This window comes from Paenibacillus sp. LPE1-1-1.1, assembly GCF_040676435.1.
GTDB lineage: Bacteria > Bacillota > Bacilli > Paenibacillales > Paenibacillaceae > Pristimantibacillus.
Genome location: NZ_JBEGHY010000001.1, coordinates 1,852,635 through 1,866,662, shown reverse-complemented (window position 1 = coordinate 1,866,662; position 14,028 = coordinate 1,852,635). Strand labels below are relative to the sequence as shown.

General features: G+C 48.9%; 16 protein-coding genes and 1 riboswitch. Of the genes, 12 read left to right on the top strand and 4 right to left on the bottom strand.

The annotated features are described in order from the left end of the window. Positions 1 to 15 precede the first annotated feature (15 nt). Positions 16 to 2,058: an alpha-glucuronidase family glycosyl hydrolase gene (locus MRBLPE1_RS08125; protein WP_364143811.1), complete on the top strand. Its 2,043-nt coding sequence runs from the start codon at positions 16 to 18 to the stop codon at positions 2,056 to 2,058. Between the two features lie 152 nt (positions 2,059 to 2,210). On the opposite strand, the gene MRBLPE1_RS08120 is transcribed toward MRBLPE1_RS08125, so the two are convergent. After that, complete coding sequence (locus MRBLPE1_RS08120) at positions 2,211 to 2,693, bottom strand: NUDIX hydrolase (protein ID WP_364143808.1); 483 nt, start codon at positions 2,691 to 2,693, stop codon at positions 2,211 to 2,213. Positions 2,694 to 2,903: 210 nt separating this feature from the next. On the opposite strand from MRBLPE1_RS08120, the gene MRBLPE1_RS08115 reads away from it, so the two are divergent. From MRBLPE1_RS08115 to kduD, 6 genes are all read left to right on the top strand, one after another. Then, a complete protein-coding gene (locus MRBLPE1_RS08115) occupies positions 2,904 to 3,380 on the top strand; it encodes a hypothetical protein (protein WP_364143806.1) in 477 nt (158 codons plus the stop codon). A 53-nt stretch (positions 3,381 to 3,433) separates the two neighbouring features. Continuing rightward, the gene (locus MRBLPE1_RS08110; RefSeq protein WP_364143804.1) at positions 3,434 to 3,994 is read left to right on the top strand and encodes a histidine phosphatase family protein; all 561 of its coding nucleotides are present in this window, start codon (positions 3,434 to 3,436) and stop codon (positions 3,992 to 3,994) included. A 132-nt stretch (positions 3,995 to 4,126) separates the two neighbouring features. Next, positions 4,127 to 4,390, top strand: coding sequence for a hypothetical protein (locus MRBLPE1_RS08105; protein WP_364143801.1), 264 nt, complete (start codon positions 4,127 to 4,129; stop codon positions 4,388 to 4,390). A 205-nt stretch (positions 4,391 to 4,595) separates the two neighbouring features. Beyond that, entirely contained in the window at positions 4,596 to 5,426 is an 831-nt protein-coding gene (gene kduI, locus MRBLPE1_RS08100; RefSeq protein ID WP_364143799.1) for a 5-dehydro-4-deoxy-D-glucuronate isomerase, read from the top strand. 25 nt (positions 5,427 to 5,451) lie between these two features. Further along, positions 5,452 to 6,246, top strand: coding sequence for a DeoR/GlpR family DNA-binding transcription regulator (locus tag MRBLPE1_RS08095; protein ID WP_364143796.1), 795 nt, complete (start codon positions 5,452 to 5,454; stop codon positions 6,244 to 6,246). A gap of 4 nt (positions 6,247 to 6,250) precedes the next feature. Next, a complete protein-coding gene (gene kduD / locus MRBLPE1_RS08090; RefSeq protein WP_364143795.1) occupies positions 6,251 to 7,006 on the top strand; it encodes a 2-dehydro-3-deoxy-D-gluconate 5-dehydrogenase KduD in 756 nt (251 codons plus the stop codon). A gap of 174 nt (positions 7,007 to 7,180) precedes the next feature. Here the strand turns inward: kduD and MRBLPE1_RS08085 are convergent, their stop codons facing one another. Together MRBLPE1_RS08085 and MRBLPE1_RS08080 are read right to left on the bottom strand one after the other, a co-directional pair. Continuing rightward, on the bottom strand, positions 7,181 to 7,606 hold the full coding sequence (locus tag MRBLPE1_RS08085; RefSeq protein ID WP_364143792.1) for a hypothetical protein: 426 nt from the start codon (positions 7,604 to 7,606) through the stop codon (positions 7,181 to 7,183). Positions 7,607 to 7,611: 5 nt separating this feature from the next. Further along, positions 7,612 to 7,773, bottom strand: a riboswitch (cyclic di-AMP (ydaO/yuaA leader). Between the two features lie 178 nt (positions 7,774 to 7,951). Continuing rightward, positions 7,952 to 8,272 carry a winged helix-turn-helix transcriptional regulator gene (locus MRBLPE1_RS08080; protein WP_364143790.1) on the bottom strand — a complete coding sequence of 107 codons (321 nt, stop codon included), beginning with the start codon at positions 8,270 to 8,272 and terminating at the stop codon, positions 7,952 to 7,954. 147 nt (positions 8,273 to 8,419) lie between these two features. Here MRBLPE1_RS08080 and MRBLPE1_RS08075 point away from each other — a divergent pair, with 147 nt between their 5' ends. The 4 genes from MRBLPE1_RS08075 (at position 8,420) to MRBLPE1_RS08060 (ending at position 12,153) form a co-directional block, all read left to right on the top strand. Then, the gene (locus MRBLPE1_RS08075) at positions 8,420 to 9,184 is read left to right on the top strand and encodes a dioxygenase (protein WP_364143787.1); all 765 of its coding nucleotides are present in this window, start codon (positions 8,420 to 8,422) and stop codon (positions 9,182 to 9,184) included. Between the two features lie 23 nt (positions 9,185 to 9,207). Beyond that, a complete protein-coding gene (locus MRBLPE1_RS08070) occupies positions 9,208 to 9,954 on the top strand; it encodes a GTP cyclohydrolase II (RefSeq protein WP_364143784.1) in 747 nt (248 codons plus the stop codon). Positions 9,955 to 10,086: 132 nt separating this feature from the next. Then, positions 10,087 to 11,097, top strand: coding sequence for a hypothetical protein (locus tag MRBLPE1_RS08065; RefSeq protein WP_364143782.1), 1,011 nt, complete (start codon positions 10,087 to 10,089; stop codon positions 11,095 to 11,097). Positions 11,098 to 11,190: 93 nt separating this feature from the next. After that, a complete protein-coding gene (locus tag MRBLPE1_RS08060) occupies positions 11,191 to 12,153 on the top strand; it encodes an aldolase catalytic domain-containing protein (protein WP_364143779.1) in 963 nt (320 codons plus the stop codon). Between the two features lie 73 nt (positions 12,154 to 12,226). Here MRBLPE1_RS08060 and MRBLPE1_RS08055 read toward each other — a convergent pair whose 3' ends face one another. Then, positions 12,227 to 12,529: a hypothetical protein gene (locus MRBLPE1_RS08055; RefSeq protein ID WP_364143778.1), complete on the bottom strand. Its 303-nt coding sequence runs from the start codon at positions 12,527 to 12,529 to the stop codon at positions 12,227 to 12,229. 152 nt (positions 12,530 to 12,681) lie between these two features. Between MRBLPE1_RS08055 and MRBLPE1_RS08050 the strand changes: the two genes are divergently transcribed. Next, the gene (locus tag MRBLPE1_RS08050) at positions 12,682 to 14,001 is read left to right on the top strand and encodes a vWA domain-containing protein (protein WP_364143776.1); all 1,320 of its coding nucleotides are present in this window, start codon (positions 12,682 to 12,684) and stop codon (positions 13,999 to 14,001) included. The last annotated feature ends 27 nt before the right edge of the window (positions 14,002 to 14,028 follow it).

Genomic DNA, 14,028 nt, shown 5'->3' with positions numbered 1-14,028 from the left:
GAGGCATTTTGATTGATGAATAGTAGGGCATATAAGGCCTGGCTGAATTATTTTCCGGTTGAAGATCGGCAAACGAGAAAAGCCTATACGGGCATATTGAGCCAAATTATTGCTCCGGATAAACGTTCCGGCGCTATGGATACCGCAGTAAGGGAGCTTCAGCAAGGTATCCAAGCTTTACTCGGCATCGATGCGAGCATCAAGGAGCAGCCTGCGGATGGAGGCTTCGTTCAATTAGCGGTTTACTCGGACGAAGCGGGCTCGGAGGAATGGAAGCAGGGGAAAGAAGGCTATACGCTGCGATACTGGCAAGAGGGCGGATATGGCGCAATAATCGTTACAGGAGGATCGGCTGCCGGTATCTTATTCGGCGTGTTCCATTTGCTTCGGCTAATCGGTTCGGGAGCGCCGCTTGAGGAACTGAATGTGAAGGAATCCCCTAGCAACGCGCTGAGGATGATAAACCAATGGGATAATGCAGACGGCTCTATCGAGAGAGGGTACGCGGGTCGTTCTATCTTTTACCGGAATGGCTGCATTACTTCAAATCTGCACCGGGTAAGGGATTATGCGCGGCTGCTCGCCTCTGTCGGTCTCAATGCCATCTCTATTAATAACGTGAATGTTCATGAGCGGGAGACCAGGTTCATAACAGCGGAGCAGCTTCCTTCTGTAGCGCTCGTCGCAGATGTCTTCCGGGAATACGGGATTACATTATTCCTAAGCGTTAATTTTGCGGCACCGCTGCAAATAGGGGGCCAGCCGACGGCAGACCCGCTGGATGGCAGCGTCCAAAGCTGGTGGAAGGAAACGGCGGACCGGATTTATGCGTTTATTCCTGATTTCGGCGGATTTGTCGTGAAGGCGGACTCCGAGCATCGGCCGGGCCCGTTTGCCTATGGCCGCGACCATGCGGACGGGGCAAACATGCTGGCAGACGCGCTGGCAAGCCATGGCGGAATCGTGATCTGGCGATGCTTCGTATATGACTGCATGCAGGATTGGCGTGACCGGAAGACGGATCGCGCGCGTGCGGCATATGACCATTTCAAGCCGTTAGACGGACGTTTTCGGCCAAATGTGCTGCTGCAAATTAAAAACGGACCGATGGACTTCCAAGTGCGTGAGCCGGTGTCTCCTTTGTTCGGCGCCATGAAAAAAACCAATCAAGTACTGGAGTTCCAGATTACCCAAGAGTACACGGGCCAGCAGCGCCATCTCTGCTATCTGGTACCGCAATGGAAGCAGGTACTCGACTTCGATACGTTTGCGGAAGGCGCAGGTACTGAAGTGAAAAGAATCGTGGATGGAACGCTATACGGGATACCGTACAGCGGCATCGCCGCCGTATCGAATATCGGGGATGAGGAAAGCTGGACGGGACATATATTGGCGCAGGCTAATCTTTACGGGTATGGCCGCCTTATTTGGAACCCGCAGCTGTCGGCCGAGGAAATAGGCATGGAGTGGACGATCGCAACATTTGGCAGCGATCCTGAAGTCGTGACCGTGGTCGGCCAGATGCTGATGCATTCTTGGCCGATTTTCGAAGGCTACACCGCTCCGCTTGGCGTCGGCTGGATGGTCGCGCCTAACCATCACTACGGTCCGGATGTAGACGGCTACGAGTATTCCAGATGGGGAACGTATCATTTTGCGGATCGGGACGGCATCGGCGTTAACCGGACGCTTGCGAGCGGCACGGGATATACATCGCAATACGCAGCGCCGAACGCGGCCCTCTATGACAGCATCGAGACATGCCCGGACGAGCTTCTGCTATTTTTCCACCATGTGCCTTATACCCATAAGCTCCATTCCGGAAAAACGGTGATTCAGCATATCTATGACACCCATTTCTGGGGAGCCGAGGAAGCGGAAAGGCTGCAGCAGCAATGGGCAGGACTTTCCGGCAAGATGGACGAAGCCAGATTTGCTTCGATTGCTTGCCGTTTGGCTGACCAAGCCGAGCATGCCAAAAATTGGCGCGATATTATTAACACGTATTTCTTTCGGAAATCCGGTATTTCTGACGAGGCCGGTCGAACGATTTATTAGGAAACCGTTGCATCGCGGGCAGTAATGGACATCGGACTGCCAGCATGACGAATAAGAGAGAAGCCGCTGGCCTGCACGATTGTAGACCAGCGGCTTCTTTATTTGTCTGTTGTTTGTTTAATCCCTTAGCCTAATAAATGTTATGAGAGCAGCTAGACGCTTCGATTTAATTTGATTTCAAAGTCTGGTTTCGTGACATAATCCATATAGCTTACGCTTCCCCCAAAATCCAAATAAACCTGGTAGCGCGCACGGATGGCAGGCGCTGTAATCGCTTCGAGCGCCGCTGCCTTATCGAACCATCCGCTTTCCGACGTTTCTTCAGAGACGCATAGCTGCCCGCCGAGCGCTTTGCACGAGAAGTCCAGCATGACTTTGGTTGGAACTTCGGTTACTCCGTCATGCCAAGTATAGGTTCCTGTATTGGAGTAAATGCCAATTAAGCTCAAAACAGCGGTGTCTATTCCGCTTTCCTCTTTTATTTCCCGGATTAAAGCATCCATTAAATTCTCGCCTGCTTCGACCTGTCCTCCGGGAAAAACCCATCCGTCATGTTGTGTCTTCACCAAAAGGACCTGCTCTTGCTCATTTTCAACAAAACCGCCTACAGCTACAATATGGGTTGGCATGGGCATGCATATAACCTCCGCATTCAAATAAAATAATTAGATTGGATAAAAATCTCATGCCTATCATATCACGCCATTCGATAGGTTTGCAGCTGTGCTTCGCTTGCCGCAGGCTTTTGCAACCTTTACAAAATTGTAAACGTTTGTAATCATGAGGTAAGGATACGATACAGATCATGCACACCCCAAAAAACGAAGGCGTTAAGGAGTGGTGATTTGGGATTCAAATACAAAACAGGCAAATATGCCGCTGCAATGAAGCTAAGTCTGCTATGCATTGTTTTTGTCTTAATAAGTGCTTGCGGCAAATCGGAAAAGGTTGAGCATATCGAAGTGTTTGCTACCGAAACGAGCGAGCAGAATGATGAAGGGATGTTTGTGCGAACAGGCTATAAGAAGGTCAATGCCATCACCATTATCGTCGAAGGCAAAAATTATATTAAATCCGATATCAAAATGATCGAAGACTCTTACGATTTAGAGGGAAATTTCATTAAATCCGAAATCATACTTTCCGATGCAGTCAGATCCGATATGATGATGTCTGACAATGGCGATCAGACCAAAACCGAACTGGCAAAGCCGTCGACCATTCTTATCCCCGATCAATCGTACGAGGAATTGGAATCCATTAAGCTGACAGAAGAGCAGAAGGCTCAAGTGAAGGAACATGTATTATCATTTGTGGATTGATGGCCTCGAACGATGATCCGGGCGCAAAGTTAAAGGAGGCAACAAACAAGCAGATGACGAATCTTTATTTGGTGAGGCACGCGCACTCCGTCTATACGCCGGACGAATTAACCAGGCCTTTATCGGAGCAGGGGTTAAATGATGCAAAAATGATAACAGAAGCGCTAATGGAAATGAATATCGACGCGGTCATTTCGAGTCCCTATAAACGGGCGATGCAGACCGTGGAAGGCATTGCGGCTTACTTAAACGAAGCTATTGTAATTATGGATGATTTTAAGGAAAGATTGCTTTCGGACCGTCCGGTCGAGGATTTTCAGGCAGCTATCGAGAAGGTGTGGGAGGAAAGCAGCTTTGCATGGGAGGGCGGGGAATCGAATGCGATTGCCCAGAAGCGCGGGCTGGAAGCCGCCATGCAGGTGCTCAAACAGTATACTAACCAAAATATCGTAATCGGCACGCATGGAAACCTGCTGGCTTTAATCCTGAATGCTTTGGATAAAAGCTACGGCTTCGATTTCTGGAAACAGCTTGAGATGCCGGATATTTATAAGCTGGCATTCGAAGGCACCGAATTAATTACGGTTAGCCGGGTTTGGAGCAGGCCTGACTAGATTGCTTAACCTTAAATAGCGATGTTCATTATAAGGAGGGATAGAGATGTTTAATCCAAAGGTCATCTTCTATTAGTTATACCGCTATAATGGCTTAACGCCATAATCTAACCCGGTATAACGGGGATGAAGATGTTTGTACAGGAAGATATCACACTGTGGGAAAACGAGCAAAACATTAGGCCTGTTTTTGCGAAGAAGCACGATGACCCAAGAAGAAGCAAGACGCGGGAATATCGGAAGGGCATGAAGAGCGTTCATTATAACAAAGAATGCACCGAAGCCAGAAGAGATGACAGTCGTAAATACAGAGTTCAAATGAAACGCTTGATGCGCAGCGGGAAATATGAATTATTACGTGGTTATCAACGGACAGGCGGCCGGATTACGTGGTAAACTGCAGCCGAGATAGGAGGGAGGAGGAGACTAGAGTCTCCTCCTTCTTGCGTTTATAGGTTTTATGCTGATTCCTCTTTTGATTGATAAAAGTACTTTTTATGTTCGTAAATGTGTGATATCATAAAAACGAACATTAACAAACGTTAGCGCCGCTAGCAGAGCATGCTGTGCGCCCCAAAAAAATTTAGGAGGCTTTTATCCAATGGAAGTACGCCACACAACAAACCCTACCGATGTGAAGCAATATGATACGGAACGTCTGCGCAGCGAGTTTTTGATCGAGAGCCTGTTCGAACAGGATCAAATCAAGATGACATATACCCATTATGACCGCATGATCGTTGGCGGAGCATTGCCAGTGAACGAAACGCTTGAACTGGAAGACGCAGCAACGCTGAAAACCGAATATTTCTTGGAGCGCCGCGAGATTGGTTTCCTCAACATTGGCGGACCTGCATCGATTTCCGTTGACGGCGAAGTTTACGAGCTTAGCAAGCTTGAAGTGCTTTATGTCGGAAAAGGCAAACGCCAGGTTTTGTTATCCAGCGTTGACAAAGCGAACCCGGCTAAGCTTTATTTCTGCTCCGCGCTTGCGCATGCCGAAATCGCAACGCGCAAGATGACGATGGAGGAAGCAAATCCGACTCATCTTGGCTCGCAGGAAACTTCGAATGAACGCGTTCTCTACAAATACATTCATGCCGACGGCATTCAAAGCTGCCAGCTTATGCTGGGCGTAACAAGCCTAAAAACGGGAAGCGTATGGAACACAATGCCTTCTCATGTGCATGACCGCCGCATGGAAGCGTATCTCTACTTCGATATGAATGCAGATGCGCGCGTATTCCATATGATGGGTGAGCCTTCGCAAACGAGACATTTGGTTGTGGCGAACGAGCAAGCGATTATTTCGCCTCCTTGGTCCATCCACTCTGGCGTTGGAACGAGCAATTATACGTTCTGCTGGTCGATGGCAGGAGAAAACTATACGTTTACAGACATGGACGCGGTCCCTGCAAGCGAGCTAAAATAGAAGCATTCGCTACAGGAGGTGCACCATGCTTGCTGCTGAACGGCATCGTAAAATTATTGAGAAACTAGAGCAGCTTGGGGCAGTTAAAGTATCTGAGCTGAGTGAGCAGTTTGGCGTTACGGAAAAAACGGTTCGTGAGGACTTGGAGAAGCTTGAGGAGAAGGGTCTGCTCAAGCGTACGCACGGCGGGGCCGTGGTGGAGCAGGAAGGGGAAGACAGTCTTTATCCGCTGCAGTTCCCTAACAGCAAACATCAACAGGAAAAATCGGCGATTGCGGCGCTTGCGCTAAGCTGCATCGAGGATAACGATATCATCGCGCTCGATGCGGGCAGCACTACGCTTGAGATGGCGAAGAGGCTTCCCAATATGCCTGTCACCGTGCTTACGAATGACCTGCTCATTATCCGGGAGCTGACCTTGAAGGATCAGGTAAGGCTTGTGATTCCAGGCGGCTATCGCCATAACAACCTGCTTATTGGGGCCGAATCGCAGGAATGGATTAAACGGTTGAATGTCCATAAGCTTTTTTTATCCACGACGGGTATTCATTTGGAATATGGGCTGACGATATTTACGGAAGAATTGTCGAAGCTGAAGAAGCTTTATATGGATAACGCGAAAATCGTGTATTGCCTGGCTGACCATAGCAAATTCGACAAGGGCGCCTTGATTACTTTTGCTGGCCTGGACGAGATCGATTTCATCATTACGGATGAAGGCATCGCTCCAGAGGTTGCAGCCAAATACGAGGCACAGCAAATAAAGATGATGAAGGCGGAGCTTCCGGAAAGCGGGAAGCGCACGAGAGGGAGGACTTAAACCGATGGGTTTGTTCGATTTGACAGGAAAAACGGCTGTCGTTACGGGTGCCGGCCGCGGCCTTGGCGCAGCGGTAGCGCTTGGCTTGGCGGAAGCAGGCGCTGATGTGGCGCTTGTTACCAATAGCACGCCTGCTGACAAAACAGCCGACGCTGTGCGGGCATTAGGACGCAAAGCCATTACCATTCAAGCCGATGTTTCAGATCGCTCTAAGCTGGCGGGCATCATTGACCGCACATTGGAAGAGCTGGGACGGATCGATATTTTGGTCAATAACGCAGGAATCATTCGCCGTACACCTGCAGCAGAGCACAGCTACGAGGATTGGCAGGCTGTGATCGATGTTAATTTGAACTCAGTTTTTGTGCTTTCCCAGCTTGCAGGCAAGCAAATGATCGAGCAGGGTTCAGGCAAAATTATTAATATCGCGTCCATGCTCTCCTATCAAGGCGGCATTAACGTTCCAGGCTACACGTCCAGCAAGCACGCGGTGGCAGGGCTTACCAAAGCGCTTGCAAGCGAATGGGCTGGTAAAGGATTGCAGGTAAACGCGATTGCTCCAGGCTATATGAGCACGGACAACACGGAAGCGCTACGCGAGGATCCGGTTCGCAGCGCCCAAATTTTGCAGCGCATTCCAGCTGGACGATGGGGCTCCTCCGAGGATTTGATTGGACCGGCTGTATTTTTAGCTTCCGCAGCCTCTGATTACATGAATGGCCATATTCTCGCCGTTGACGGCGGATGGTTGGTAAGGTAAGAACCGTAAGGCATTAAAAAACAAGAAGGCTCTCCCCATACGGCTGCGGCTGTAATAAGGAGGGCCTTTTCGTTGTCCGCAAATGCCGGCCCTTTCCATAAACCGCTGCACAATGCAAGAAAGCCCAGAACAAGACTGCGTGTTCTGGACTTTCTATGTGTACTAACCCTTTTACTAGTCCAAAGAGACGTAGGAGACAGAACGTTGACGCAAAACAGATTCTTCATGGTCGATGCTGTACGGGGGCGATTCGGCGGACTTGGCTAAGGCATGATTGACGGCTGTAACGAACAAGTCGAGAGCACGCCCATCCTGTTCCGTTTTGTCGTATTGATACTGGCTAAGAGGCGGAAGAGGAATGCGTCCGATAAAACTTTGCAGGAGATCGCTCCACCTGTCTAAGTCAACGGCCTCTTCTGTGTCGCTGGCAAAAAGCTCGCTCCAGCCAAAGCCTTGGCTGCTCGTTAATCGAAGACAAATACGGTGGCCTGCAGAATCGACGGCAAGTGCAGGAATGACAAAAAGCTCGATTCGGGTGACGGATAAATGAGGAGTCTGTTCCGTGAAATGATGCAGATGATTTGCACAGTTCGTCAACATAAATAAATCTCTCCTTTGTTCGCTTACGAGGTTAGCTGTCGGATTCGGGCTAGAGAGAATGCCCTACCAGGGTTACAAATCCCTGGATTCACCCCTTGCGAAACGATTGGAATCGTTCGCGATGGTTCCCCCGCTTTTTCATTCGAAAAATTCAGCGTGAATAATGTACTCTTCATTATAACCCTCATTTGCATATCTGTAAATCTTGTACATTTAATCAAGGAAAATGTGCGATAGGAAACGGGAACGCTTTAGCCATCAATCCTGTGTCGCAAAAAAAGGAATATCACGAAGCGGCCGTAGTCCTCCGCTTTCGTGATATTCCTTTTGTTCGAAACGTTCCCATTACGCTTCTTCTATTTCTATCCAGTCCTGCGACCACACTTGTATTTCACGGATGATCGGCTCAAGCGCCCGGCCCTTCTCCGTTAATGAATATTCTATGCGAACGGGTATTTCGGGATATACATGCCTGTCGACAATACCTTCGTTTTCTAAATCCTTGAATCGCTCCGACAACAGTCTGCCGCTGATCGGCAGCGCGGACTGGACGGCGCAGAACCGCTGCGGGCCGGACAGAAGCTGGAAAATGATCAGGCCGGTCCAACGCTTGCTAATAATGTCCATTCCCCTTTGGAAACGGGGACAAAGGTTAGATTGCTCCATGTGTATCACCTCTTTTATCTTCCATTTAGTATAACCTCAATATCTTATTTATACAAGCACACCTGAATAATGTTAATTACTTGACTATCCTTAGTTATAAATTTATAATTAGTTACAAATAGTAAGTGTATTTGAGGAGGCACCGCAGTGAAACCGTTATTTCTAGCACATGGATCACCGATGCTCGCTGTCGAGCAAAATGAATATAGCAAATTTCTTCAGCAAACGGGAGCAGGCCTGAAACCGGATGCGATCGTTATTTTTACGGCGCATTGGGAGACAGAGAGGGTTACCATCTCTTCTAAAGATGATGAATACGAAACGATTTACGATTTCTACGGATTTCCGGATGAGCTGTACCAAGTTAAATATCCAGCCAAAGGCTCCACAAAGGTAGCGGAGCTAGTTGGCCATCTGCTGAGCGAAAATCATATCCCGGTAGCATATGATACGTCAAGAGGACTCGACCATGGTTCGTGGACGATGCTGAAGCATATGTTTCCAAACGCGGATATCCCGGTCGTGCAGGTTTCCGTCAATCCTTATCGCACGGCGGAGGAGCAGTTCCGCATTGGCGAGGCGCTGCGCAGCTTGAGCGGCCAGAATATTTTGCTCATCGGAAGCGGCGTAACCGTTCATAATCTCCGTGCGGTGAAATGGGGGCAGAAAGAGCCGGAGAGCTGGGCAGTCGAATTTGACGAGTGGCTGATTGAAAAAATGAATAAGCATGATACAAATTCTTTATTTCAGTATGAAGACTTGGCCCCGCATGCTAAAATGGCAGTACCTCGCGCCGAGCATTTCGTTCCTTTATATATAGCACTTGGAAGCGGAAATCCTGGTGAAGCTCCCCAGGTCATCTACAGAAGCTATGAATTCGGGACATTGAGCTATTTATCTATGCAATTTTAATCCTATATAGAAGGTGAATCACTATGATTAAACCCCACATCGCAGCACTTATTAAAGATAAATTAAAACGCACGCAAGCCGGAAACGACGATATCTATGTCGTTGGCCCGGTCAAGCTTCCGGTCGAGCTGGACGGTGAAACCAAAACGTTTCATTGGTACAGCTGGCTCCGCAAGGAAGCGGGCGAGGAAAAGTCTCCCGAACAGCTGGTAGAGGATTTGAATCGCTTCTCGTATGCGGATCTCCAGCAATCGAGCGTTCTCGTCTACGGCGATTTCGAGAATAATGAAGACGCGCTGATCCGGATGCACAGCATTTGCCATACGGGAGATATCTTCGGAAGCGCAAGATGCGATTGCGGCTATCAATTGAAGCAATCGATGCGTATTATTACCGAGCATGGCACGGGGGCGCTGTTTTATTTGGCCAATCACGAGGGCCGCGGAATCGGGTTGTTCAGCAAAGCGATCGCGTATCTGCTGCAGGAGGATGGCCTCGATACGGTTGATGCCAATACGGAGCTTGGCTTCGCGGATGATTCGCGTGATTACAGCGACGCCATTGCCGTGCTTAAGCTGCTGCGCGAATTGCCGGTATCGATCATCACCAATAATCCGCGCAAAGTGGACGCGCTGCGCAAATCTGGGATGAACGTAGCGGGCAGAGTGCCGCTTTGGGGCAACGCTTCCGTTTATAACGAGAAATATATCCAAACGAAAATGAACCGATCGGGTCATTTTGGGCAAGAGCCGCATACCCTGGTTAAATAAGAAGTAGAAGAAAACTGTTCTAAGGTGCAAATGGCACCTTAGAACAGTTTTTTTGTTTTGAAAACATTTTAAGCTGCCGAATCGTCTATTAGGTATCTGATTGCAAATCGAAAGCAAGGAGTGGATGGATGAATGCGGATAAAGGATGGTCATACTAGATCTAATAAATGGCGTGTAAGAATGACGGGGCTTGCCGTTGCTGCATTAATAGCGGTGACGGGATGCAGCGTACAACAGCCGTCTGACCCGGGAAAACCGGATAACCAAGCGGTGAATGAGGGCGGGAACGAGCAAGGAACACAGGCCGACCAAAAGGCGATGATAACCGAGTTTCAGCTTGTGGCCAAAGAAGCTGCAGACGCATCGGATATTTTCGCGTTTATGGCTGAAAATATGGAAAAAGCAGATCAATCGACGGCAGATACGATGCTGCGCGGCCTGCATGACTATTATGATACGCACCTGGAAGCTGCGCAAACCGACTTTTTTGCCTCCAACGTGCAAGAGGTGCTGGCAGAGGAAGCATGGCCGATTACGAAAGAGAGCGCTGATGCCATTAAAGATGAAAAGGTGCTTGCCCTTGTGCAAAAAGCTCATGCCGGCGGTTATAAATTAGAAACGGTAGAGGGAACGATCTATCCCATCGTTGACTACAGCAAGCAACTGCAATTCAGCAAATGGCTGTCAGGGCAGATGAATGCTTATGTTCAGATAATGGCTGAAGAATCGAATACGGCAGCCGCCAAGGACGGCGGACTCGTCATCACATGGGATGAGCTGGCTTCAAGAGCTTTGCTTGCCGAGACCTTTATCGTCAATTACGCGGATGCTCCCGAGCGGGAAGAAATTCAAAATAAATATGTGAACGGGTATTTAGCGATGTATATAAATGGTTTGCCCAGTGCTCCTATCTATGATGCGGAAACTTTAAAACTGCGGGAGGAAGTGAAGAGCAGCTACCAGGCGACCATAGCAAATGCGCCGGAGTCGGCTACGGCCCGTATAACGAAGCAATTTTTGGAGAAACTCGCGGAATCAGGCGAACAAATCGTTCAGAAAAAAGATGGCGAACTGGCCGAACTGGCGGCAATAAAACAGTTTCGCGAGGAACTGGCGAATAATGCGGAAAAGCTTTTAAAATAGCCATAAACCGACAAAATTATTTTGCGTTCCGGGTCCTTTTCAAGTATGATGAGAAAAAATGAACTCATGTTCAAATTAAAGGAGTATCTACGCATGCAATCAAAAACGAGTCATTGTAAAATTGTCGACTGCACGATCCGCGATGGCGGTCTGGTAAATAATTGGGATTTTAGTGTCGAGTTCGTTCAGCATTTGTACCAAAGCTTGAACGAAGCCGGCGTCGATTATATGGAAATCGGCTACAAGAACTCGCCAAAGCTGCTTAAAGGCGCTGAAAGTGCAGGCCCTTGGCGTTTCCTGAACGATGATTTCTTGAAAAAAGTAATCCCGAACAAAGGAAACACGAAGCTTTCCGCGCTTGTTGATATCGGCCGTGTCGATGAGAACGACATTTTGCCGCGCAGCGAAAGCATGCTTGATTTGATCCGCGTGGCTTGCTACATCCAAGACGTGGATAAAGCGCTGGAGCTGGTTAAAGTGTTTCATGACCGCGGTTACGAAACAACCATCAACATCATGGCGCTTTCGAACGTAATGGAGAACCAACTGATCGAAGCTTTCGAACTGATCAACGAAAGCGTGGTTGACGTCGTATACGTGGTAGACTCTTACGGCAGCCTGAAGCCGAATGACATGAGCTACCTTGTTGAGAAGTTCCGTCAGCACCTGCCTAACAAACGCCTTGGCGTTCACGCTCATAACAACCTTCAGCTTGCTTTCGCCAATACGCTGCTTGCTGCAGAAAAAGGCGTCGAGCTGCTTGATGCTTCTGTTTACGGCATGGGCCGCGCTGCGGGTAACTGCAACACGGAACTTCTTGTAGCTGAGCTTCAAAACACGAAATACAATATTCGTCCTGTACTCGACATGATCGAGAAGTTCATGGTTCCACTTCGCGAGAAGGAAGAATGGGGCTATATCATCCCTTACATGATTACGGGCATTTTGGACGAGCATCCTCGTTCCGCAATGGCGCTTCGCGATTCGGCTGACAAAGACAATGGCGTGGAGTTCTACGACCGCCTAACGACGCCTGAGATCGCTCACGGCAAATAAATCAAATAAAAAGAAAAGGCTCCGCTAAGTCTCTAACAAGACTTAGCGGAGCCTTTTTTATGAGGATTATGGCTTATTGCTCGAGCAGTTCGCCGTCTCCGCGTACGGCTGCGGCTTGATGCGGCTCGTTGGGGTGGAAATATCCTTTTCCGCGAAAGGTTTGTCCGGTGCTGGCCACGGCTATCAGCTCGATTCCAATATCCTCGCTTCGGCCAAACCATGCCAATAGCTCACGGTCTCCGACGCCGTTAATGTCGACGTACCACAAGCGATCACCGTATTCGGTCACGCGAACGAGCTCTGCAGAGGTGAAGGAGAGCTGTATGGTCTTCTGCTGATAGGTCATTTCAAATGCAAGCAAGGAAAAGGTTTCCATGGTGAAGTCCTCCTGTATAGAAAGCTTAATGCAGCCGAACCTGGGACTCGCCGCATGTCTGTTAACGATTGTAATGTTACCGGACTATTTATGCAACATTACATAGCCAATATTCGTCAGATTAGGAAATACAAAGATGAGGGGTTGAAGGAATGAAAGAGGGTCATTCGTTCAAAGAGCGGGTTTGGCAAAGAAAAGGTTTAGGCTGTTTGGCTTTAGTCCTGCTTGCTGTGCTGCTTATGCTCAGCTCGTGCTCTTCCGCGTCAAACGATGTTTCCAACACAGGAAACCGTGATAAGGCAGATGAGGCAGATTCGTCCAGCAATTCCGCGCCAAAAGAAGAAACCAGCACAAGCAGAGAGGATGACTCTTCCATTAGCGAGATGCCAGAAAGAGAAAAAGAAGGCGGTAAGCGGGGCTATCCGAATCCGGATAAGGATGTGCAAGCCGGTCAGTTAACCGCAGGCGAATGGGATGATCTAGCTGCATGGGAGAGATTCGGTAATTTGCTGAACACGCAAGAGGGCGACAGCAGCAAGCGTGCCTGGCAGTTCTGGAATTTTCACAGGCTTGAGGTTGTTGTAACCGCAAACGGAAAAGCTGTATCCGATGCGAGCGTAGAGCTGTTAGCCGGCGGGCAGACGGCTTGGAAGGCACGAACGAGCACAGAGGGCCGAGCTTTCGTATATGCAGCGATTTTTGATCGAGATACAGCGAATTTAGGCAGATATACGGTGAGAGTGCAATCGGATCAGGAAAGCAAAACGACACAGCAGCTGGAAATTCCGCAGCAAGGCAGCATCAAGGTCGACTTGGGCAAAGGAGCAAAGTTATCTGATCAGGTGGATATTATGTTTGTCGTAGACACGACAGGGTCTATGGAGGATGAACTGAATTATTTGGAAGCAGAGCTTAAAGACGTCGTGAACCGTGTATCCGACCAGCATGCCAATCAGCTCGGCATACGGATCAGCGCGAATTTTTACCGGGACCGTTATGATGATTACATCGTAAAGCCGTATCCATTCACGACGGATATCAATAAAGTAACGGATCAATTCAGCAAACAAAAGGCAGAAGGCGGCGGAGATTTCCCGGAGGCCGTCGATCAAGCGCTGCGCGATGCTCTGCACGAGCATGAGTGGAGCGAGGAAGCGCGTGCGCGGCTCCTTTTTTTAGTGCTGGACGCACCGCCCCATGATGAGAAGCAGGTCATTAACGAAATGAAGAAGCTGACCCGGGATGCGGCAGGGCAGGGGATTCGGATTATTCCCGTAGCATCGAGCGGCGTAAGCATTGAGACGGAATATTTAATGCGGTTCATGGCGGCAGCCACAGGCGGCACGTATTTATTTTTAACCGACGACAGCGGTATCGGGAGCGATCATCTAGAACCGGCTGTCGGGGAATTTGAGGTAAAGCTGTTGAATGATTTGCTTGTTGAGGTTATTAATCGTTACGTGCAGGAATAATTCGTAAACAGGCTAATACGTAAACAG

Coding starts and splice junctions, on each gene's coding strand:
- MRBLPE1_RS08125 (WP_364143811.1), top strand. CDS start 16: ATGAATAGTAGGGCATATAAGGCCTGGCTGAATTATTTTCCGGTTGAA.
- MRBLPE1_RS08105 (WP_364143801.1), top strand. CDS start 4,127: ATGTTTGTACAGGAAGATATCACACTGTGGGAAAACGAGCAAAACATT.
- MRBLPE1_RS08070 (WP_364143784.1), top strand. CDS start 9,208: ATGATTAAACCCCACATCGCAGCACTTATTAAAGATAAATTAAAACGC.
- kduD (WP_364143795.1), top strand. CDS start 6,251: ATGGGTTTGTTCGATTTGACAGGAAAAACGGCTGTCGTTACGGGTGCC.
- MRBLPE1_RS08110 (WP_364143804.1), top strand. CDS start 3,434: ATGACGAATCTTTATTTGGTGAGGCACGCGCACTCCGTCTATACGCCG.
- MRBLPE1_RS08060 (WP_364143779.1), top strand. CDS start 11,191: ATGCAATCAAAAACGAGTCATTGTAAAATTGTCGACTGCACGATCCGC.
- MRBLPE1_RS08095 (WP_364143796.1), top strand. CDS start 5,452: ATGCTTGCTGCTGAACGGCATCGTAAAATTATTGAGAAACTAGAGCAG.
- MRBLPE1_RS08055 (WP_364143778.1), bottom strand. CDS start 12,529: ATGGAAACCTTTTCCTTGCTTGCATTTGAAATGACCTATCAGCAGAAG.
- MRBLPE1_RS08050 (WP_364143776.1), top strand. CDS start 12,682: ATGAAAGAGGGTCATTCGTTCAAAGAGCGGGTTTGGCAAAGAAAAGGT.
- MRBLPE1_RS08085 (WP_364143792.1), bottom strand. CDS start 7,606: ATGTTGACGAACTGTGCAAATCATCTGCATCATTTCACGGAACAGACT.
- MRBLPE1_RS08120 (WP_364143808.1), bottom strand. CDS start 2,693: ATGCCCATGCCAACCCATATTGTAGCTGTAGGCGGTTTTGTTGAAAAT.
- MRBLPE1_RS08065 (WP_364143782.1), top strand. CDS start 10,087: ATGCGGATAAAGGATGGTCATACTAGATCTAATAAATGGCGTGTAAGA.
- kduI (WP_364143799.1), top strand. CDS start 4,596: ATGGAAGTACGCCACACAACAAACCCTACCGATGTGAAGCAATATGAT.
- MRBLPE1_RS08080 (WP_364143790.1), bottom strand. CDS start 8,272: ATGGAGCAATCTAACCTTTGTCCCCGTTTCCAAAGGGGAATGGACATT.